Here is an 18,731-nt window from a genome sequence, read left to right as displayed (position 1 = left end):
TCATGGTAAAAAAATCGGTTCTTCTAAGTGCGCATATGGCAACCATGGTTGAGGGCACGGGGCCGTACGGCCTGTGTCAGAACGCGGCAATCGCTGTCGACGGGGGGCGGTTCGTCTGGGTGGGTGCTCGGGCGGATATGCCCTCGGATTATGCGGATTGGCCGATTCAGGATTTTGGCGACCGGCTGATCACGCCAGCCCTGATTGATGCGCACACGCATGTGGTGTTCGGTGGCAACCGCGCCGCCGAGTTCGAGATGCGCCTGAACGGGGCCAGCTATGAGGAGATCGCCCGCGCCGGAGGAGGGATTCTGTCCACCGTGACCGCCACGCGTTCAGCCAGCCAAGAGGCGCTGCTGGCAGATGCCCTGACGCGCGTGGATGCACTGCTGGCCGAGGGGGTCAGTTGTATCGAGGTCAAGTCCGGCTATGGCTTGGATGTCGCGACCGAGCTTAAGATGCTACGCGTTGCACGGCGGATCGGGCAGGCCCGGCCGGTGCGGGTCAAGACCAGCTTTCTGGGCGCACATGCCGCGCCGCCGGACTACCGCGCGGATCCCGACGCCTATTTGACCAAGGTTTGCATTCCCGCCCTGCGCAAGGCCCATGCCGAAGGTCTGGTTGATGCGGTGGACGGGTTCTGTGAGGGCATCGCTTTCAACCCGACCCAGATCGCCAGGGTGTTCGATGTGGCGCGGGAGCTTGGTTTGCCCGTCAAACTGCACGCCGAGCAACTCTCCAATCTGGGCGGCGCCAAATTGGCCGCAGCCTATGGGGCGCTGTCGGCGGATCATGTGGAATATCTGGATGGCGATGGCGTCTTGGCCATGGCGGAAGCGGGTACGGTTGCGGTTCTTCTGCCCGGCGCGTTCTATACCTTGCGGGAAACCCAGAAGCCTCCGGTCCAACTGCTGCGTGACCGAGATGTTCCGATTGCGCTGGCGACGGATTGCAATCCGGGCTCGTCACCTTTGGCCTCGCTTTTGCTGACTATGAACATGGCCTGCACCCTGTTTCGCTTGACACCGGAAGAGGCGTTGGCCGGTGTAACCCGAAACGCTGCGCGCGCTTTGGGGCTGGCGGATACCGGGCAAATTGCGCCGGACCTGCGGGCTGATCTTGCGGTCTGGGATGTTTCTCATCCGGCGGAACTGGCTTATCGCATTGGCTTCAACCCCTTGCACGCGCGCCTGTTCGGAGGATCGGAATGACCGAGCTGACCCTGACCCCCGGCGCGGTCACTCTGACCGATTTGGCGCACGTGTATTGGCAGGATGCCACCGTGACGTTGGACCCCGCATGCAAGCCTGCGGTCGAGGCCGCAGCCCACCGCGTGCAGGCCGCCGCGCAAGGCGCAGACCCTGTTTATGGCGTCAATACCGGCTTCGGCAAACTGGCCAGCCACAAAATCGCGGCGCAGGATACATCTACCCTGCAACGCAACCTGATCCTCAGCCATTGCTGCGGGGTTGGCCCCGCAATCTCACGCCGCGTGACCCGGTTGATGATGACGCTCAAGCTGTCGTCCTTTGGCCGTGGGGCCTCGGGCGTGCGTTGGGATTTGATCGAGCTGCTCCAGCAAATGCTGGCACGAGGTGTGACACCCGTCATCCCGGCGCAGGGTTCGGTCGGGGCGTCGGGCGATCTGGCCCCCTTGGCCCATATGACCGCCGTGCTGATCGGTGCAGGTGAGGCCGAGGTGGACGGGACCGTCCTTCCAGGGCTTGAAGCGCTCAAAAAGGCCGGGTTAGAGCCGGTTCAACTCGGTCCGAAAGAGGGGTTGGCATTTATTAATGGGACCCAGTTCTCGACAGCATTTGCGCTGACAGGGCTGTTTCAGGCCTGGCGTGCAGCGCAAAACGCTTTGGTTGTGTCTGCCCTGTCGACCGACGCAATCATGGGCTCGACCGCGCCGTTGCGTCCTGAAATCCACACTTTGCGTGGGCATCGGGGCCAAACCGAGGCGGCCAGCGCCATGCGTGCGGTTCTGGACGGGTCAGAAATTCGCGAAAGTCACCGTGATGGCGACACGCGGGTTCAGGACCCTTATTGCATCCGTTGCCAGCCGCAAGTCACGGGCGCGGCCATGGATGTGATGCGCCAAGCGGCGGCCACGCTTGAAGTCGAAGCCAACGCCGCCACCGACAACCCGCTGGTTCTGGAGGACGCGATTGTCTCGGGCGGGAATTTTCACGCCGAGCCCGTGGGCTTTGCCGCCGACATGATCGCATTAGCCCTGTCCGAGATCGGAGCCATCGCGCAACGACGCATCGCCCTGATGGTGGACCCGGCGCTGAGTTTTGATCTGCCGCCCTTCCTGACGCCCAAACCGGGGCTGAACTCGGGCCTGATGATCGCCGAAGTGACAACTGCGGCATTGATGAGCGAAAATAAGCATCTGGCCAACCCCTGCGTCACCGACAGCACGCCGACCTCGGCCAATCAGGAGGATCACGTCTCGATGGCGGCCCATGGCGCGCGACGGCTGACGCGGATGGTCGAAAACCTGAATTATATCCTGGGGGTCGAGATGCTGTGTGCAGCCCAAGGCGTGGAATTCCGCGCCCCCCTGACAACAAGCGCCCCGTTGCAGCAGGCCGTAGCCCGGCTGCGCGCCGATATCCCGGCGCTGTCCGAGGACCGCTATCTGGCGCCAGAGCTTGAACAGGCGAAGGTGCTGATTGCCGATGGGTGCGTGTTGGACGCGGTCAAACAGCCCATGCCGGAGTTGTTCTGATGCAGGTGGTTTCGGTCCGTTCCAGTGACAGCCCGATTGTGCTGGGTCAGCCTCATGGCGGAACCCTTGTGCCCGATGACATCGCAGCGCGGTTGAACGACATTGGCCGGGGGCTTGCGGACACGGATTGGCACATCAACAGGCTCTATGATGGGGTATTTACGGATGCGACGGTAGTGCAGTCCAATATCCATCGCTATGTTATCGACGCAAATCGCGACCCCGACGGTGTGTCGCTCTATCCCGGTCAGAACACGACGACGCTGGTTCCGCTGACCGATTTCGACGGTCAACCGATCTGGGCCGATGGGCAAGAGCCCTCAGCGGATGAAATCGAATCTCGGCGTCACGCCTATCATGCGCCTTATCACGCCGCGCTGCTGCAAGAACTACACCGCGTGCGCGCGCGTCATGGGGTGGCGATTCTGTTCGATTGCCACTCGATCCGGTCCCGAATTCCGTTTCTGTTCGAAGGGGAATTACCCGTTTTCAACACCGGCACGAATGACGGTCAAAGTTGCGCACGCGTCATCGAACAGGCCGTGCAAGGGGTGGCTGAGGGTGCCGAAAGGATGCCCGCGGTGCTGAACGGACGCTTTCGCGGTGGTTGGACAACCCGCCACTATGGGCAACCAGATCAGAATATCCACGCGATCCAGATGGAGTTGGCGCAGCGCTCTTACATGGACGAAGCGCCGCCATGGACGTGGCGCGCGGACCGGGCTGTGGCCTTGCGGCCTTATCTCACCGACATGCTCACCCGCCTCAATGACCTCGCCCGATCGGGAGCACTGACCAATCAAGGAGCCCAGACATGAGCGATCCACGCAAAAACACACGTGATATCTATCCGCCCACTGGCCCCGAGCTGAACGCCAAAAGCTGGGTGACCGAGGCGCCTTTACGGATGCTGATGAACAACCTGCATCCGGACGTGGCCGAGAACCCGCATGAGTTGGTGGTTTATGGCGGGATCGGGCGCGCCGCACGTACATGGCAGGATTTCGATACTATTGTTGAGGGTTTGAAGGATCTGGAAGAGGACGAGACTCTGATTGTCCAGTCCGGCAAGCCCGTGGCCATCATCCGCACCCACAAGGACGCACCGCGCGTTCTGATCGCCAATTCCAACATCGTGCCACATTGGGCCAACTGGGATCACTTCAACGAACTCGATAAGAAGGGCCTGATGATGTACGGCCAGATGACGGCCGGTTCGTGGATCTATATCGGTACGCAGGGCATCGTTCAGGGCACGTATGAGACCTTTGCCGAGGCCGGACGCCAGCACTATGGCGGCGACCTGACCGGCAAGTGGATTCTGACCGGCGGCTTGGGTGGTATGGGCGGCGCGCAGCCTCTGGCGGCCGTCTTTGCCGGGGCTTGTTGTCTGGCGGTGGAATGCAACCCCGACAGCATCGACTTCCGCCTTCGCACCAAATACCTGGATGAAAAGGCCGAGACACTGGACGAAGCGCTTGAGATGATCGACCGCTGGACCAAAGCTGGTGAGGCGAAATCCGTAGGTCTGTTGGGCAATGCTGCGGAGGTCTTCCCCGAGATCTACCGTCGTATGGCCGAAGGCGGAATGCGCCCTGACATCGTCACCGACCAGACCAGCGCCCATGACCCGATCAATGGATACCTGCCTATCGGCTGGTCCATGGCACAGTGGCGGGAAAAGCGCGAAACAGAGCCTAAGTCGGTGGAAAAAGCCGCACGTGCGTCTATGAAACAGCATGTCGCGGCCATGGTTGATTTCTGGAATGCAGGCGTGCCGACACTGGATTACGGCAACAACATCCGGCAGGTGGCGCAGGATGAAGGGCTGGAAAACGCCTTTGCCTTCCCCGGTTTTGTGCCCGCTTATATCCGTCCGCTGTTCTGCAAAGGGATCGGCCCGTTCCGCTGGTGCGCCCTATCCGGCGACCCCGAAGATATCTACAAAACCGACGCCAAGATGAAGGAACTGTTCCCAGAAAACGAGCATCTGCACCGCTGGCTCGATATGGCGCAGGACCGCATCGCATTTCAGGGTCTGCCCGCGCGCATCTGCTGGATCGGGCTTGGGGATCGGCATCGCGCTGGGCTCGCCTTCAATGAGATGGTGGCTAATGGTGAACTAAAGGCCCCCGTGGTGATCGGGCGGGATCACTTGGACAGCGGTTCTGTTGCCAGCCCGAACCGCGAGACCGAGGCGATGTTGGATGGCTCGGATGCCGTCAGCGACTGGCCTTTGCTGAATGCGTTGATCAATACGGCCAGCGGGGCGACATGGGTGTCGCTGCACCATGGCGGCGGCGTTGGCATGGGCTTCAGTCAGCACGCGGGTGTGGTGATCTGCGCTGACGGGACCGAGGACGCCGCGCGGCGGCTCGAGCGGGTGTTGTGGAACGATCCAGCCTCGGGCGTGTGGCGTCATGCGGATGCGGGGTATGAGGCAGCGAAGGATTGCGCCCGTGCGCATGGGCTGCGGTTGCCGGGTATTCTGGGCTAGGGCGCATCTGTCCTCTGGCGAAAATGCTGCACCTGCGATATCCCGCAGGTGAGCTTGCCGGAGATTGAAGATGTACGTTGCCACCCTTTTGACTAACCCTGACAAAAATGCGCTGGAACAGACTCTGGTCGACTCCCTGCGTAACGCCTGGGGCGGCGGCGATGTGCAGTGGTTGAGCCCGGATGAGGCCGCAGAGTTTTCTCTGGCGGGCCTGCCGGACAATCAGTGGGACGTGTGGGCCGATTTGCAGAACATGGGTGTCGATCTGGTGGTCCAACCCGCCGAAGGACGGCGCAAGAAGATGCTGCTGGCCGATATGGACAGCACCATGATTCAGCAGGAATGCATCGACGAACTGGCCGATGAGGCGGGCGTTGGCGAGCGCGTCAAGGATATCACCGCGCGGGCCATGAACGGCGAGCTGGATTTCGAGGGCGCCCTGAACGAGCGTGTCGGGTTGCTGAAAGGTTTGGACGAGGCCGTGATCGACAAGGTGTTAGCCGAGCGTATTACCCTGATGCCCGGCGGCAAGGAACTGGTTGGCACGATGCGCGCGAATGGTGGTTATGCCGCATTGGTCTCGGGCGGGTTCACGGCGTTTACGTCCAATGTCGGGGCCCAACTGGGCTTTGATGAGAACCGCGCCAACACGCTGCTGGCCGAGGGCGGTAAGCTGACCGGTGATGTCGGGCGTCCCATTCTGGGTCGTCAGGCCAAGGTGGATGCTTTGGAACAGATCACTGCGCGGTTGGGTCTGTCCGAATCGGATGTGATCGCAGTGGGCGATGGCGCGAATGATCTGGGTATGCTGGGCCGGGCTGGAACCGGGGTGGCGCTGCACGCCAAGCCCTCGGTCGCGGAACAGTGTGAGGTGCGGGTAAACCACGGAGATCTTTCGGCTTTGCTGTTCCTGCAGGGCTATGCACGATCTGAGTTTGCGGCCCGTTAGCACGGCGCGGCTTTCTTTTATTTAACAAAAATGTTAAACAATGGTCATGAACACCCTTCTGACCACATTTTCCGCGTTGTCCGACGCAACGCGATTTTCCATCGTCGAGCAGCTTATGCAGGATGGAGAATTACCTGCCGGAGACCTGATCGAAGGACGCGGCATGTCCGGCGCCGCGATCTCGCGCCATTTGAAACTGCTGCGCGAGGCGGGGCTGATAAATCAGCGCGTGCAGGGCAGCCAGCGGATGTATTCGATCCGCCCCGAGGGGCTGCGCGCGATTGCGGAGTGGACCATCTCGAAACGTCAATTCTGGGAAAGCAGCCTGAACCGTCTGGGTGATGCAATCGAAAAGGAGACCTCATGGCCGATTTGAAACTGGAGCGCGCTTACCCGCTTGCACCGGACGATCTGTATGCGTGGATCAGCACCCCCGACAAGCTTCTGCAGTGGTGGGGACCCGAAGGGATGCATGTGCCCGAGCACAACCTGGATTTCTCTCGCACGGGTCCGTGGTATTCGGTGATGCAAAATGGCGAAGGGCAGCGGTTTAAGGTTTCGGGTCATGTGACGCATGTCGATCCGCCCAAATCGGTTGGGTTCACATGGGGCTGGCATGACGATCAGGACCAGCGCGGAGCCGAAAGCCATGTGATGTTGGTGGTCGAGGCAGCAGAAGAGGGTGCAAAGTTGATCATCGACCACCGCGAGTTGGGCGATGACGAAATCGCAGCGAACCACACCAAAGGCTGGACGTCGACGCTGAACAAGCTGGCCGCACAGCTGGCCTAGTTTTTCATCACGAAGGCATAAGGGAGAAAATAAATGCCACAGTTTCTATTTGTCTATCACGGTGGTCATACCCCGACCGACCCCGCTGAAATCGAAGCGACCATGGCCGCCTGGGGCGCTTGGTTTGGCGGAATGGGCGAGGCACTGGACATCCCCGGAAACCCGGTTGGCCAGTCTTACACCGTCAGCAGCAGCGGTGTTGTTGACAATGGCGGCGCCAATCCGGCCTCGGGCTTTACAGTTGTCAAAGCCGAAAGCATGGATGCTGCGACCGACATGGCCAAAGGTTGCCCGATGGTTGTCAACGGGTCCGGCTCGGTCGAAGTGGCCGAGATTCACGAGATTGAGATGTAGCCTTTAGCTGGGGAACCCCGGCGCGGGTTTGATCACGCCGCATTCCAGCCCTCGACGGCTGTATTGCGTGGCGTTCAGAAATTTGCGGGTGGCCGGGTGGTCGGCCTCCAGCACGCCCAAGCTGACCAGAACCGCGGCAATGGCGCATTCGCTGGCGCGGGTGGTGCCGTCGGTGATCTTCAATGCCACGCCCATGCGTTTTTCGGGTAGGATTGCGATGAACACAGCCTCGGCACCGGTTTTGATGGCAACGCGACCACCCATGGCGCGCATCAGTTCGGTGCAGGCGCGGGTTTCACCGGCGACCAGCTCGGGGTGTTTCATCATTGCGGCCGTCAGCTGTTGCGCCGCGTCGCTGGCCCGGTCCGACCGATCCGCGGCGCTGGCAAACCACGCCATCGAACGCGCCAACCCGACCAGCGAGGTCGCAAAGTTCGGGGCCGAGCAGCCGTCGATGCCGTAGGCGGGGCTGGTCTCGCCCGTTGTTTCCTCAAGCGCGGACAGGCAGGCCTGTTGTACGGGGTGGTCGATTTCCAGATATTCCGGTCCGGCGCCCATATGCTGAGCAACGGTCAGAAACCCGCAATGCTTGCCCGAACAGTTATTGTGAATCTGACATGGCGTGTCATCGGCTAATATTAACCCGTCGCGCGCAGCCATGTCCTGTGGCTCTTGCGGGCCACAGCGAAGATCGGGTTCCGCCAGACCCAGGTGGTCCAACCAGGCTGAGACGCGATCAGTATGAATATGCGCTCCACTGTGCGAGGCACAGGCCAGTGCAAGATGTTCCGAGGTCAGCCCGTATTTCGCCGCTGCACCCGAAGTGATCAGAGGCAGCCCCTGAATCATCTTGGCCGAGGATCGCGGATAGATCACAGCGTTCGGATTCCCCCAACTTTTAACGATCTGGCCGGTATCGTCGCAGATCACTGCATGCCCAAGATGTAGGCTTTCCAACAGCGGTCCGCGCCACAGTTCTGTCATTGGTACGGCTTGTGTCATTAGGACATTCCTTAACATGCGCAAAATTCTGCCAATCGCTCTTTCGCCTGTGGCGAAACCTGCGTTACAGTGTGTATGTCGGCAATCATCGGAAGACGCAACGTACAGACGGATCAGGCAGGGTCCGCACGCATTTCCGGTGGGTATGAGGTAATGGGTCGAGCTAGGAGGCTGGACGATGGGATCAAAGCTTGTCCGCGTGATCGCGGGCCTGTGCATAGCAGGAATGGCAACAACGGCAACTGCACAACAGGCGACGAGCACGAACAGGGTGGCAGCCAAAACGGACTGGAGCGTCTTCGTCGAGGATGACCCGACTGAATGCTGGAGCGTTTCCGCCCCCAAGGAAACCGTGAACACCCGCGGTGGGCGGGTCGTGTCGGTACGGCGCAGCGACATTCTGCTGTTCGTGTTCTACCGCCCCAACGCCGAGGTCAAAGGGCAGGTGACGTTCACGGGCGGCTATCCATTTGCACCGGGATCGACTGTCAATCTTGATATCGACGGCACCAAGTTCGAGCTGATCACCGAAGGTGAATGGGCGTGGCCCGCAACCGAAGGTGAAGACCTGAAGGTGGTCGCAGCCATGAAGCGCGGGACCGAGGCCGTCCTGACGGCGCGCTCGGAACGTGGGACGCAGACCAAGGACACGTTCTCGCTGCTGGGGTTCACCGCTGCGATTGAAGACGCCGAGACGCGCTGCACCAACTAGACTGGGCATTTGCCTGATCGCTGCCCCGCCAGTCTGGCGGGGTTTTGCGTTGTGGCAGGGCATTGTGCAGCGTTCTGGAGGCGGCATTCGTATTCGAAATTTGATTCCAGTCAAAGAAATGAATGCAAATATCTGCATGTATAAAGCTCTGAACTAGGGAAGGAGCCCGACATGCAAACGAAATCACTCACCGCTCTCTTGATGATGGTCGCCCTTATCCTGAGTGCTTGCGAGAAAGAGGCCGACACATATCCGGTCACGGGCGAGCAATGCGGGCCGGATGATCCGGTTCAAACGCTGGACGCAACGGATTGCAATATCGTGCCACCGGGCATTTGACGCATGCGGGTCCCATCGTGGCACGGCCATGTCGTCGTGTCTGGGGCTTCGACGCTTTGGGGTAAAACCGGGCCTGTGCTAGTATTGGGCAACCAATAGGGGGCTGCCCGATGCGCTTTGCATTTTTGATTTTGTTTCTGTCTTCCGCTGCCAGTGCTGATCCAACTCTAGAATGTCTGGATGCTGGTTCTCAGATAGAGATTGGCGCATGCGTGGGCGCGATGGAGGACCGCGTCAATCAGGCGATAGATACAAGCTACAACATTGCCATGCAATCGGCCAAAGAACTGGATGATGTTACCGGACGTGTTGTGGCAGTGCCCGCGTTGGACAGCGCGCAGACCGCGTGGCTGGCTTACCGCGATGCCCAATGCGAGGCTGTTGGCGCGTCGTTCGGTGGTGGGTCAGGTACCGGCATTGGCATTACCGCCTGTCGGGTAGAGTTGGGCCGGGCACGTGTGGACGAATTGCTGCGCTACGCGAATTAAACGCGACGATTTCTTTTGATCTTTGCGCTAGGTCCTATATAGAGGCGCATCCCAAGCCAGAATCCGTTGAGATAGCCCCATGTCGCCCAAAGCGCCGATCACTCAAGACGTCATGACCATCCCCCGCAAGCTGCCCGAGGGGAAGGTTAACCTTGTCGGTCTTACTCGCGACCAATTGCGCACGACGCTGGTCGCACATGGCACGCCCGAGAAACAGGCCAAGATGCGCACCGGGCAGATCTGGCAGTGGATCTATCAATGGGGTGTTCGCGATTTTGCGCAGATGACAAACCTCGCCAAAGCCTATCGGGCCCAACTGGCCGAGAGCTTTTTGATCGAAATTCCCGAGGTCGTAACACGGCAGGTGTCCGAGGATGGCACCCGAAAATACCTGTGCCGCATCGCCGGCGGGCACGAGGTTGAGGTAGTCTATATCCCCGAGGACGATCGCGGCACGCTGTGTATTTCCTCGCAAGTGGGCTGCACGCTGACCTGTTCTTTCTGCCATACAGGCACACAGAAACTGGTGCGCAATCTGACCGCGGCCGAGATCGTGGGTCAGGTGATGATGGCTCGCGATGATCTGGGCGAATGGCCCACTCCCGGTGCGCCCAAAGACGAAACGCGCCTGCTGTCGAACATCGTATTGATGGGCATGGGCGAGCCGCTTTACAATTTCGACAACGTGCGCGACGCGATGAAGATCGCCATGGACCCAGAGGGAATTTCCCTGTCCCGCCGTCGGATTACGCTTTCGACCAGCGGTGTGGTGCCCGAGATTGCCCGAACGGCGGAAGAAATCGGCTGCCTGCTGGCGATCTCGTTCCACGCCACTACGGATGAGACCCGCGACGTGCTGGTGCCGATCAACAAGCGCTGGAATATCGAAGAGCTGCTACACGCACTGGCCAGCTATCCCAAGGCGTCTAATTCGGAGCGGATCACGTTCGAATACGTGATGCTGGATGGAGTCAATGACAGCGACGCCGACGCGCATAGGTTGATTGACCATATCAAGCGCCACAACATCCCGGCCAAGATCAACCTGATCCCGTTCAACGAATGGCCAGGCGCGCCTTATAAGCGCAGCTCGAACAACCGGATCCGGGCGTTTGCGAATATCATCTATCAGGCGGGTTATGCCTCCCCCATCCGCAAAACGCGGGGCGAGGACATCATGGCAGCCTGTGGTCAGTTGAAATCCGCAACCGAGCGTGCGCGCAAGTCGCGCAAGCAAATTGCAGCCGAAGCGGGCCTCGACGGATAGTAAGCATAAAATTTGATCGCCCCGTAAAAAGATTTAGTGCGTCTGCGTCTGTCTATTGCATGCGTTTTTTGGTATGTTTGCCAGGTCAAAACTTGGGTGCTGCGCTCACATCCATGCACAATGGGGTGAGAGTCGAGTGCCCCGTGATGGCGAGAAGACCCATGGCCGCTATCTAATAGCCACTCACAAGACGTGCGGCGTTTCTGTGAACCGAATTGAACAGATAGGCCATATGAATGTTTGTGCAATTGATACGACAAAACCGCAAAATTCTATTGGGGTTAGGATTGGCAGGCTTGGTGGCGACCGGAGTCGCGGCCCAGTCGAATGGTGAAAACGCGCATCTTGCGATCGAAAACCCGGCGGATCTAACCAAGGAAGAGGCGCTGAGTATCTATGCCTCATTACAGCGCCGGATGGCGCGGGGATACGCCGCCGCGCAGATGGATGAGCTGCGAAATTATCAGAGCTGGCCTTTGTTCAACGATGCGCCCTATATCTCGGAAACCCATGGCAGGCGGTTCGTAAACAGCTATGCCAACCGGATGGCGCACAATTACGGCACGCTGCAACCGGGTGAAAAGCTGCCGTTGGGGTCGGTTTTGGCCAAGGACAGCATGACTGTCACGGATGAGGGCAACACCCATCCCGGCGCCTTGTTCGTGATGGAGAAACTGGCCGAAGGCGCCAGCCCGGATACGGCAGATTGGCGCTATATCATGGTGATGCCGGACGGGTCGGTCTTTGGCGACACGATGGGCGACCGCGCCAGCGCCGTGTCTTATTGCCACGATTGTCACGAGGCCGTGGCGGATAGGGACTATACATTCTACGTGCCAGAAGAATATCTGGTGCAGAACTGAGCTTTCCTATCGCCCGAACCGGGCGGTGCCGATCACGTCGATCAGGCTTTGCCTGACGGGTTCGGGCTGCGATTCGACGGCGTTCAGCACCTCGCGCAGTTCGGCGCGCAACCCGTGCATCTGGTCGATCAGCGAGATCATCATCGACAGTGCATCTGCTTCCATCTCGTACTGGTCGTGTAACTCGCAGGCCAGCTCTAGTCGGGCCACGTCAAGGCTATGATAGACCAGCCCTTGTTCGGTGCTTTCAGGGATCACGATTTCGGCGGCCAGATACTCGGTCAACCGGGCTGAGGTTAGGCGAGTCACGGTTGCGATCACTTCGGATTCGGTCAGGGTGCGGGTCATGACGGCATTCCTTTGCGAGGATCATAGCGGTGTGTGTCACGCCACGTTTCCATGAAAGCCTTTAGGTCATCGTCGATCTGGTCCGGCATGGCGACGGTCAATTCGATCAGTTGGTCGCCCCGGTCGGAAGAGCCGCGTTTTTTGACCCCTTTGCCCCGCAACCGCAAGGTTTTGCCGCTGCTGGTGCCGGGCGGCACGCTGACGTTGACGCCGCCGTCAATAGTTGGCGCGGGGACTTTGCCGCCCAGAACAGCCTCGTCAATGGTGATGGGCAGGGTAATGTGGATGTCATCACCCTGACGTTCAAACACCGGATGAGGTGCGACTGTCACGGTGACCAGAGCATCACCTGCAGGCCCGTCGCCAAACCCGGGATCCCCCTTGCCGCGAAGTCGGATGGTTTGGCCGTCTGTAATGCCTGCCGGGATCTTAACTTCGATCCGGTCGCCGTCAGGCAATGTCAGTTTCTGGCTGGCGCCAAACACAGCGTCCAGAAAGCTGATCTGCAGGCTGTAGCTGCGGTTATGCCCCGGCGCATGGAACCCCTGACTGCGTTGACCATAGTTGGCGCGCCCGCGCATGAATTCGGCGAAGATGTCCGACATATCGTCCGGGTCTGCCGCGCGCCCGCGATAGGGGTTTCCGGCAGCCTCGGCATAGTCACGATAGTATTGTTGTTGCGGACGCTCCTGGCCCGAGGCGTCAATCTCACCCCGATCGTATTGCGCCCGTTTCTCGGGGTCTTTCAGCAGATCATAAGCGGCGGCTGCGGCTTTGAATTTTGCCTCGGCCTCGGCGTCGCCGGGTTTCAGATCGGGGTGACAGTCCTTGGCGATACGCCGATAGGCTTTCTTGATCTCGGCGTCGCTGGCATCTTTGGCAACACCTAAAACGGTATAGGGATCGTCGCTCATCTCACCTCTCGTCGGTGGGGGTCTGACCTTGATACTTGGGTTTTATCATGCGATTTCAAAGACCCAAAAGAAAGAGGCTTTTGAAATACCTCGCTAAATCGCTTAATCCTGCTAATATCTGCATGTTTTGAATTGATTGCTGACGGAGACTTTAATGACGCGCAGACTCAAGTCCGTTCTGGCCCTGCTGGCTGGGAATGCCATCGGGTTGCTACTGGCGGCGATCTTGCTGCCTGAATTTGCGATCCGGCCGATCTCGTTCATCGTGGTGGTGATCGTTTTCACGCTTATTCAATGGGTCGCCGAGCCACTGATCCTGAAACTGGGCGCAAAGCGCGCGCCTGCAATCAAGGGCGGTATCGCGTTGATCGTGACCTTTGTCGGGTTGCTGCTGACCGATCTGATCACAAATGGTCTGACTGTGGGCGGTATTTCGAACCTGCTGGCCGCAACCTTGCTGGTCTGGCTGGGGGCGTTGATCGCCAGCATCGTGCTGCCGATCTACGTGTTCACTGAACTGCGCGAGCCCAAGAAGTAATCACAGCGCGTTAAGGCTGGCGTTTATCGCCTGCCACAACTCCTCGACCGGCTCACACCCGACCGAAAGACGGATGAAGGCCGGGTCCACATCGTCGCCCCAGCGCGCGCGGCGTTCGGCTGAACTGTGGACGCCTCCGAAGGATGTGGCAGGACGAAGCATCGGGCAGGCGTTGATGAAGGCTTCGGCTTTGTCTTCACTGTCCAGCGTGATCGACAACAGAAACCCGAACCGCGTTGTCTGCGCTTTGGCCAGCGCGTGCGCGGGGTCAGAGGGCAGACCGGGATAGCGGATAGCTTTCACCGCAGGGTGATCCGCTAGCCGCTCGGCCAGTACCTGCGCCGAGGCGCACATCCGGTCGAACCGCACATCCAGCGTCTCTAGCCCGCGATGCAGCAGCCATGCCTCATGCGGGCCGGGGATCGCGCCAGAGACTTTACGCCATTCCTCGACCCGCTCCATGATCTGCGGATTGCGGCTGGAGACATGGCCCATCAGCAGGTCGGAATGCCCGCCCATGGCCTTGGTGTCCGAGGCTACAACCACATCCACGCCCAGATCCAGCGGGCGCTGGCCCAGCGGGGTCATGGTGGTGTTGTCAGCAATCGTGATCCCTCCGGCTGCGCGTACTGCTTGTGCAATTGCGGGCAAGTCCATCATGTCCAGACCGGGGTTCGAGGGGCTTTCGACAAAGACCACGTCGAACCCGTCAAACCCGCCCTCGGTAAACGCGGTCGTGGGGCGTTCGGTGACCGACACGCCCAGACCTGATAGAAATCGATCCGCCAGCACGCGGGTGACGTAGTAGCCGTCGGACGGGATCAGGATACGCGACCCGGCCTTGATGGTGGCAAACAAAGCGGCGGAAATCGCCCCCATTCCCGAGGGGAACACGAGGCAAGGCGCGTCCTCCAGATGGGCCAGAACATGTTCCAGATGCACCCATGTGGGGTTGTCGACGCGGCCATAGGTTGCCAAACCGTCCGGCGCGCCGGGCAGGTGGTACATGCTGCTTTGGGTCAGCGGCAGCGCCACAGGGTCGCCTGCATTCAGGGCATTGCCGCGCAGGTGCAGCATCTCTCCGGGTTTGGGGGCCATCTCTCAGCGCCCCGGAATGTCGTCGCGGGGCGGGGCGGGTTCCCAGTTCTCGATGATGTCGACAGCCTCTTGCGCGGTGTCGACAAAACGGAACAGGTCCAGATCTTCTTCCGAGATGGTGCCCGCATCCGCCAGTGCCTCCCAGTTGATGACCTTTTCCCAGAACTCTCGGCCAAACAGCAGGAAGGGCACGCGGTCCATCCGGCCGGTCTGGATCAAAGTCAGGGATTCAAACAGCTCATCCATGGTGCCAAAGCCGCCGGGGAAGATGGTGATGGCCCGGGCGCGCATCAGGAAATGCATCTTGCGGATGGCGAAATAGTGGAAGTTGAAGCTGAGTTCCGGCGTCACGTAGAGGTTCGGCGCCTGTTCATGCGGCAGCACGATATTCAGCCCGATGGAACAGCCGCCCGCGTCCTGCGCGCCGCGATTGCCAGCCTCCATCACGCCGGGGCCGCCGCCGGTGACGATCACGTTCTCGCGGCAGCCTGTCTGGTTCGACTTCTCGGTCATCAGCCGGGCGAATTCGCGCGCCTCGTCATAATACTCAGACAAGCCAGCCAGAGTTTTCGTGCGCGCAGTGTGTTTTTGCGACGGTTCCGGGATGCGCGCGCCGCCGAACATGACGATGGTCGAGGTGATCTCGCGTTCGGACATGATCATCTCGGGCTTGAGAAGTTCCAGTTGCAGGCGTACCGGGCGCAGCTCATCGCGGCACAGAAACTCGTCATCGGCAAAGGCAAGACGATAGGCGGGCGAGCGTGTCTGCGGCGTGTCCGGCACCTCGCTCGCGGTCGAGCGGTCGGTCTGCGCGTCGCGAAACGGGCTGTGGCGGTCTTCTCTCATATGTGAGGTTTCCCTGCTTGCGTGTTTGCAAAACAGCTATAGGGTTCGCGGTCAGAGCGCCAGTCACGGAAGTACAAGAATGAATTGGAAGAACGAAATTTCAGCAGCCGCAGACCGGATCGCTGGGTACGCACAGGTTACACCCGTGATGGAGAGCCGCGTTCCGGGCTACCCGATTGAGTTGAAGCTGGAGCACATGCAGCACACTGGCAGCTTCAAAGCGCGCGGGGCATTTAATACGTTGCTCAGCATGGATGTTCCCGCGGCCGGTGTCGTGGCCGCATCGGGTGGCAATCACGGGGCAGCGGCGGCCTATGCGGCGCAGACGCTGGGCTATCCGGCCAAGATTTTCGTACCTGAACTGGCGGGTCCGTCCAAAATCGCATTGATCGAACAAACGGGAGCGGACCTGAGTGTTGTGTCCGGCGAATATGCGAACGCGCTTACGGCGGCGCAAGATCATGAGGCGCAGACCGGCGCGATGCAGATCCACGCCTATGACTCGCCGGGCACCGTCGCCGGGCAAGGCACGTGTTTCGCCGAATGGGAGGCGCAAGGCCTACAAGCCGACACAGTTTTGGTCGCCGTTGGTGGCGGCGGGTTGATCGCTGGGGCGCTGGCGTGGTTGCAGGATGCGCGCAAGGTCGTGGCGGTCGAGCCCGAGACCTCATGCGCTTTGAATGCCGCGCTGCAGGCCGGGGAGCCGGTCGATGTCTCAGTCTCGGGCATTGCTGCCAATGCGCTGGGCGCGCGGCGGATCGGGTCGATTTGTTTTGGTCTGGCACAGGGCATGACCTCGGTCCTGGTCAGCGATGCGGCCATTGCCGATGCGCAAAAGCGGCTTTGGCAAGCGCATCGGATTCTGGTCGAACCGGCAGGTGCTGCAGCTTTGGCGGCGTTGACCTCTGGCGCGTATAAGCCCGCGCCGGGGGAAAAAGTGGCCGTGCTGGTGTGCGGGGGCAATATTTCACCCGACCCGCTGATGGGCTGAGAATGCGGCTTGTGATCTTTGGGGTCGGATTTTATCTATTTTTCATGAGCGCGACCATTGCCGACACCATTTACGACAGCCTAAGCCAGCAGATCATAACTGGCGCACTGACCGCTGGGGAAAAGCTGCGTCAGGATCATATTGCACGGGCCTTTGACACCAGTCATGTGCCGGTGCGCGAGGCCTTGCTGCGGTTGCAGGCCCATGGGCTGGCCAAAAGCGAACCCCGTCGTGGAATGCGCGTAACAGCGCTGGACCCGGTTGAGATGCGCGAAGTGATCGAGATGCGCGTCGCGCTGGAGCCTCTGGCGCTGCAATACGCGGTACAGAACCTGACACCTAATGCCCTGATACGTGCAGAAGAGGCGCGACTTGCCTGTGATGCGGCTGAAACCATGCCGGAATGGGAAGCCAGGAACCGCGCCTTTCATCGTGCCATTCTGACGCCCTGCGGGTTGCCGCGTTTGCTGCGTACAATCGACGATCTGCACATCGCCAGCGCGCGCTATCTGTTCGCGCATTGGCGGCCGAAATGGGAGCAGCGGGTCGACAGCGACCACGCCGCGCTGATGCAGGCGATCCAGAAGAAAGACACGGCAGGGGCAGTTTCAATTTTGGTGCGTCATATCAGGCGGGCAAGCTAGACGGCCCGCAAAACACCGCAGTGTCGATGTCCTGACGTAAACGCACCCGCCTTCGTCGCATTGCGTCATTGTTTTCGGCTGCGTATAGGCAACACCAACGTTAACAGATTCGTCAGGGAGCCCCGAAATGTCCAACGCGCAACTGGAAGCCGCCATCGAAGCCGCATGGGAGGCACGCGATACCATCACCCCCGCCACCACCGGCGAAACACGCGAGGCCATCGAAGACACGCTGAACGCGCTGGACAGCGGCACGCTGCGTGTTGCTGAAAAGCTGGACAGTGGCGACTGGCACGTGAACCAGTGGGCCAAGAAAGCGGTCTTGCTGGGCTTCCGCATCAAGGACATGGAAATCCAGACCGGTGGCCCACAGGCCGGTGGCTGGTGGGACAAGGTGGACAGCAAGTTCGCCGGTTGGGGTGAGAACCAGTGGAAAGCCGCAGGCTTCCGCGCCGTGCCCAACTGTGTGGTCCGCAAATCGGCCTACATCGCGCCCGGCGCGGTTCTGATGCCGTCTTTCGTGAACCTCGGCGCCTACGTTGACGAAGGCACGATGGTCGACACGTGGGCCACCGTCGGGTCCTGCGCGCAGATCGGCAAGAACGTCCACCTGTCGGGCGGCGTCGGCATTGGTGGCGTGTTGGAGCCGATGCAGGCCGGCCCGACCATCATCGAAGACAACTGCTTTATCGGAGCCCGGTCGGAAGTGGTCGAGGGCTGCATCGTCCGCGAAGGCTCGGTTCTGGGCATGGGCGTGTTCATCGGCAAATCAACCAAGATCGTCGACCGCGAAACTGGTGAGGTCACCTACGGCGAAGTGCCGCCCTATTCGGTGGTCGTTGCTGGCTCCATGCCGACCAAGAACAACATCAGCCTCTATTGCGCTGTGATCGTGAAGCGGGTGGACGAAAAGACCCGCTCGAAAACCGGGATCAATGAACTGCTGCGCGACTAAACCCCGCGCCAGTCGAATACAGGCCGCAGCCCCGCGCTGCGGCCTTTGTTGTTAGCCCTTGACCGGATAGCGGTCGGCTTCCTCGAACACGTCGATCACCCGCGACCCGGCCTTAATCTTACCGCCATGTTCCACACCTGAAGGGATCGAGTAACTGTCGCCGGGTCGGTAGATGCGTGTCTCATCCCCGATGGTCAATTCGATCTCGCCTTCAATGACCGTGCCCCATTGCGCCTTGTGCGAATGCATGGGCAGTTCGAAGTCTTGCAAAAAGGTAAAAAATGCCACCAAACCTGCGTCCGAGCGGATCACGGCGGATTGTACCACGTCCTCGGGGAACGGGACGTCGAGGCTGGGAAAATTGGTAATGAAATCTGGATAGGTCATATGGCCCCCT

At 60.2% G+C, this 18,731-nt stretch carries 23 protein-coding genes; 17 read left to right on the top strand and 6 right to left on the bottom strand.

Features of this window, described 5'->3' with window-relative positions:
* Window positions 1–2: 2 nt before the first annotated feature.
* The 8 genes from hutI to ACR0L1_RS18225 all read left to right on the top strand — a co-directional run bounded on the left by hutI (window position 3) and on the right by ACR0L1_RS18225 (window position 7,329).
* Window positions 3–1,211, top strand: a complete 1,209-nt coding sequence (gene hutI, locus ACR0L1_RS18260; protein ID WP_480860213.1) for an imidazolonepropionase — start codon at window positions 3–5, stop codon at window positions 1,209–1,211.
* On the top strand, window positions 1,208–2,737 hold the full coding sequence (gene hutH / locus ACR0L1_RS18255) for a histidine ammonia-lyase (RefSeq protein ID WP_480505167.1): 1,530 nt from the start codon (window positions 1,208–1,210) through the stop codon (window positions 2,735–2,737). Before hutI ends, hutH begins: the two co-directional genes overlap by 4 nt.
* Window positions 2,737–3,555 (top strand): N-formylglutamate deformylase, encoded by an 819-nt coding sequence (gene hutG / locus ACR0L1_RS18250; protein ID WP_480505169.1) that lies wholly within the window; start codon window positions 2,737–2,739, stop codon window positions 3,553–3,555. Before hutH ends, hutG begins: the two co-directional genes overlap by 1 nt.
* Window positions 3,552–5,234, top strand: coding sequence for a urocanate hydratase (gene hutU / locus ACR0L1_RS18245; protein WP_170774935.1), 1,683 nt, complete (start codon window positions 3,552–3,554; stop codon window positions 5,232–5,234). Before hutG ends, hutU begins: the two co-directional genes overlap by 4 nt.
* A 70-nt stretch (window positions 5,235–5,304) precedes the next feature.
* Window positions 5,305–6,183, top strand: a complete 879-nt coding sequence (serB, locus tag ACR0L1_RS18240; protein ID WP_480860210.1) for a phosphoserine phosphatase SerB — start codon at window positions 5,305–5,307, stop codon at window positions 6,181–6,183.
* Window positions 6,184–6,229: 46 nt separating this feature from the next.
* The gene (locus ACR0L1_RS18235) at window positions 6,230–6,559 is read left to right on the top strand and encodes an ArsR/SmtB family transcription factor (protein WP_170774931.1); all 330 of its coding nucleotides are present in this window, start codon (window positions 6,230–6,232) and stop codon (window positions 6,557–6,559) included.
* Complete coding sequence (locus tag ACR0L1_RS18230) at window positions 6,547–6,975, top strand: SRPBCC family protein (RefSeq protein ID WP_170774929.1); 429 nt, start codon at window positions 6,547–6,549, stop codon at window positions 6,973–6,975. Before ACR0L1_RS18235 ends, ACR0L1_RS18230 begins: the two co-directional genes overlap by 13 nt.
* 33 nt (window positions 6,976–7,008) lie before the next feature.
* Window positions 7,009–7,329, top strand: coding sequence for a YciI family protein (locus tag ACR0L1_RS18225; protein ID WP_170791324.1), 321 nt, complete (start codon window positions 7,009–7,011; stop codon window positions 7,327–7,329).
* A 3-nt stretch (window positions 7,330–7,332) separates the two neighbouring features.
* Here ACR0L1_RS18225 and ACR0L1_RS18220 read toward each other — a convergent pair whose 3' ends face one another.
* Window positions 7,333–8,331, bottom strand: coding sequence for an asparaginase (locus tag ACR0L1_RS18220; protein WP_170791323.1), 999 nt, complete (start codon window positions 8,329–8,331; stop codon window positions 7,333–7,335).
* Between the two features lie 178 nt (window positions 8,332–8,509).
* Here ACR0L1_RS18220 and ACR0L1_RS18215 point away from each other — a divergent pair, with 178 nt between their 5' ends.
* From ACR0L1_RS18215 to ACR0L1_RS18195, 5 genes are all read left to right on the top strand, one after another.
* Entirely contained in the window at window positions 8,510–9,043 is a 534-nt protein-coding gene (locus ACR0L1_RS18215) for an invasion associated locus B family protein (protein WP_170791321.1), read from the top strand.
* 171 nt (window positions 9,044–9,214) lie between these two features.
* Window positions 9,215–9,382: a hypothetical protein gene (locus tag ACR0L1_RS18210; protein ID WP_170774922.1), complete on the top strand. Its 168-nt coding sequence runs from the start codon at window positions 9,215–9,217 to the stop codon at window positions 9,380–9,382.
* Window positions 9,383–9,492: 110 nt separating this feature from the next.
* Window positions 9,493–9,870, top strand: a complete 378-nt coding sequence (locus ACR0L1_RS18205; protein WP_480860206.1) for a lysozyme inhibitor LprI family protein — start codon at window positions 9,493–9,495, stop codon at window positions 9,868–9,870.
* A gap of 79 nt (window positions 9,871–9,949) precedes the next feature.
* A complete protein-coding gene (gene rlmN, locus ACR0L1_RS18200; protein WP_480505180.1) occupies window positions 9,950–11,137 on the top strand; it encodes a dual-specificity RNA methyltransferase RlmN in 1,188 nt (395 codons plus the stop codon).
* Window positions 11,138–11,436: 299 nt separating this feature from the next.
* On the top strand, window positions 11,437–12,000 hold the full coding sequence (locus ACR0L1_RS18195) for a cytochrome P460 family protein (protein ID WP_331252768.1): 564 nt from the start codon (window positions 11,437–11,439) through the stop codon (window positions 11,998–12,000).
* A gap of 6 nt (window positions 12,001–12,006) precedes the next feature.
* On the opposite strand, the gene ACR0L1_RS18190 is transcribed toward ACR0L1_RS18195, so the two are convergent.
* Both ACR0L1_RS18190 and ACR0L1_RS18185 read right to left on the bottom strand, forming a co-directional pair.
* Window positions 12,007–12,348 carry a hypothetical protein gene (locus ACR0L1_RS18190; RefSeq protein ID WP_170774914.1) on the bottom strand — a complete coding sequence of 114 codons (342 nt, stop codon included), beginning with the start codon at window positions 12,346–12,348 and terminating at the stop codon, window positions 12,007–12,009.
* Window positions 12,345–13,262, bottom strand: coding sequence for a DnaJ C-terminal domain-containing protein (locus tag ACR0L1_RS18185; protein WP_480860203.1), 918 nt, complete (start codon window positions 13,260–13,262; stop codon window positions 12,345–12,347). Before ACR0L1_RS18185 ends, ACR0L1_RS18190 begins: the two co-directional genes overlap by 4 nt.
* A 154-nt stretch (window positions 13,263–13,416) precedes the next feature.
* On the opposite strand from ACR0L1_RS18185, the gene ACR0L1_RS18180 reads away from it, so the two are divergent.
* Window positions 13,417–13,800 carry a hypothetical protein gene (locus ACR0L1_RS18180; protein WP_170783117.1) on the top strand — a complete coding sequence of 128 codons (384 nt, stop codon included), beginning with the start codon at window positions 13,417–13,419 and terminating at the stop codon, window positions 13,798–13,800.
* Here ACR0L1_RS18180 and ACR0L1_RS18175 read toward each other — a convergent pair whose 3' ends face one another.
* Window positions 13,801–14,898, bottom strand: a complete 1,098-nt coding sequence (locus tag ACR0L1_RS18175) for a cystathionine gamma-lyase (protein ID WP_480860201.1) — start codon at window positions 14,896–14,898, stop codon at window positions 13,801–13,803.
* 3 nt (window positions 14,899–14,901) lie between these two features.
* The gene (locus tag ACR0L1_RS18170; RefSeq protein WP_480860199.1) at window positions 14,902–15,744 is read right to left on the bottom strand and encodes an LOG family protein; all 843 of its coding nucleotides are present in this window, start codon (window positions 15,742–15,744) and stop codon (window positions 14,902–14,904) included.
* 79 nt (window positions 15,745–15,823) lie between these two features.
* Here ACR0L1_RS18170 and ACR0L1_RS18165 point away from each other — a divergent pair, with 79 nt between their 5' ends.
* The 3 genes from ACR0L1_RS18165 (at window position 15,824) to dapD (ending at window position 18,334) form a co-directional block, all read left to right on the top strand.
* Window positions 15,824–16,735 (top strand): threonine/serine dehydratase, encoded by a 912-nt coding sequence (locus ACR0L1_RS18165; protein ID WP_480860198.1) that lies wholly within the window; start codon window positions 15,824–15,826, stop codon window positions 16,733–16,735.
* Between the two features lie 44 nt (window positions 16,736–16,779).
* Window positions 16,780–17,379 carry a GntR family transcriptional regulator gene (locus tag ACR0L1_RS18160; protein WP_480860240.1) on the top strand — a complete coding sequence of 200 codons (600 nt, stop codon included), beginning with the start codon at window positions 16,780–16,782 and terminating at the stop codon, window positions 17,377–17,379.
* Window positions 17,380–17,506: 127 nt separating this feature from the next.
* Window positions 17,507–18,334: a 2,3,4,5-tetrahydropyridine-2,6-dicarboxylate N-succinyltransferase gene (dapD, locus tag ACR0L1_RS18155; protein ID WP_170783112.1), complete on the top strand. Its 828-nt coding sequence runs from the start codon at window positions 17,507–17,509 to the stop codon at window positions 18,332–18,334.
* A 51-nt stretch (window positions 18,335–18,385) separates the two neighbouring features.
* On the opposite strand, the gene ACR0L1_RS18150 is transcribed toward dapD, so the two are convergent.
* Window positions 18,386–18,721 carry a cupin domain-containing protein gene (locus ACR0L1_RS18150; RefSeq protein WP_170791301.1) on the bottom strand — a complete coding sequence of 112 codons (336 nt, stop codon included), beginning with the start codon at window positions 18,719–18,721 and terminating at the stop codon, window positions 18,386–18,388.
* Window positions 18,722–18,731: the final 10 nt, after the last annotated feature.

The sequence above is a fragment of the Ruegeria sp. J8 genome, assembly GCF_056531925.1.
The sequence above is the reverse complement of the archived record's forward strand: the minus strand, read 5'-3'. Positions and strand labels throughout refer to the sequence as shown.

What these genes read in the sequence shown, in the direction of transcription:
- hutI (WP_480860213.1), top strand. Translation starts at nt 3, where the DNA reads ATGGTAAAAAAATCGGTTCTTCTAAGTGCGCATATGGCAACCATGGTT.
- hutH (WP_480505167.1), top strand. Translation starts at nt 1,208, where the DNA reads ATGACCGAGCTGACCCTGACCCCCGGCGCGGTCACTCTGACCGATTTG.
- hutG (WP_480505169.1), top strand. Translation starts at nt 2,737, where the DNA reads ATGCAGGTGGTTTCGGTCCGTTCCAGTGACAGCCCGATTGTGCTGGGT.
- hutU (WP_170774935.1), top strand. Translation starts at nt 3,552, where the DNA reads ATGAGCGATCCACGCAAAAACACACGTGATATCTATCCGCCCACTGGC.
- serB (WP_480860210.1), top strand. Translation starts at nt 5,305, where the DNA reads ATGTACGTTGCCACCCTTTTGACTAACCCTGACAAAAATGCGCTGGAA.
- ACR0L1_RS18235 (WP_170774931.1), top strand. Translation starts at nt 6,230, where the DNA reads ATGAACACCCTTCTGACCACATTTTCCGCGTTGTCCGACGCAACGCGA.
- ACR0L1_RS18230 (WP_170774929.1), top strand. Translation starts at nt 6,547, where the DNA reads ATGGCCGATTTGAAACTGGAGCGCGCTTACCCGCTTGCACCGGACGAT.
- ACR0L1_RS18225 (WP_170791324.1), top strand. Translation starts at nt 7,009, where the DNA reads ATGCCACAGTTTCTATTTGTCTATCACGGTGGTCATACCCCGACCGAC.
- ACR0L1_RS18220 (WP_170791323.1), bottom strand. Translation starts at nt 8,331, where the DNA reads ATGACACAAGCCGTACCAATGACAGAACTGTGGCGCGGACCGCTGTTG.
- ACR0L1_RS18215 (WP_170791321.1), top strand. Translation starts at nt 8,510, where the DNA reads ATGGGATCAAAGCTTGTCCGCGTGATCGCGGGCCTGTGCATAGCAGGA.
- ACR0L1_RS18210 (WP_170774922.1), top strand. Translation starts at nt 9,215, where the DNA reads ATGCAAACGAAATCACTCACCGCTCTCTTGATGATGGTCGCCCTTATC.
- ACR0L1_RS18205 (WP_480860206.1), top strand. Translation starts at nt 9,493, where the DNA reads ATGCGCTTTGCATTTTTGATTTTGTTTCTGTCTTCCGCTGCCAGTGCT.
- rlmN (WP_480505180.1), top strand. Translation starts at nt 9,950, where the DNA reads ATGTCGCCCAAAGCGCCGATCACTCAAGACGTCATGACCATCCCCCGC.
- ACR0L1_RS18190 (WP_170774914.1), bottom strand. Translation starts at nt 12,348, where the DNA reads ATGACCCGCACCCTGACCGAATCCGAAGTGATCGCAACCGTGACTCGC.
- ACR0L1_RS18185 (WP_480860203.1), bottom strand. Translation starts at nt 13,262, where the DNA reads ATGAGCGACGATCCCTATACCGTTTTAGGTGTTGCCAAAGATGCCAGC.
- ACR0L1_RS18180 (WP_170783117.1), top strand. Translation starts at nt 13,417, where the DNA reads ATGACGCGCAGACTCAAGTCCGTTCTGGCCCTGCTGGCTGGGAATGCC.
- ACR0L1_RS18175 (WP_480860201.1), bottom strand. Translation starts at nt 14,898, where the DNA reads ATGGCCCCCAAACCCGGAGAGATGCTGCACCTGCGCGGCAATGCCCTG.
- ACR0L1_RS18170 (WP_480860199.1), bottom strand. Translation starts at nt 15,744, where the DNA reads ATGAGAGAAGACCGCCACAGCCCGTTTCGCGACGCGCAGACCGACCGC.
- ACR0L1_RS18165 (WP_480860198.1), top strand. Translation starts at nt 15,824, where the DNA reads ATGAATTGGAAGAACGAAATTTCAGCAGCCGCAGACCGGATCGCTGGG.
- ACR0L1_RS18160 (WP_480860240.1), top strand. Translation starts at nt 16,780, where the DNA reads ATGAGCGCGACCATTGCCGACACCATTTACGACAGCCTAAGCCAGCAG.
- dapD (WP_170783112.1), top strand. Translation starts at nt 17,507, where the DNA reads ATGTCCAACGCGCAACTGGAAGCCGCCATCGAAGCCGCATGGGAGGCA.
- ACR0L1_RS18150 (WP_170791301.1), bottom strand. Translation starts at nt 18,721, where the DNA reads ATGACCTATCCAGATTTCATTACCAATTTTCCCAGCCTCGACGTCCCG.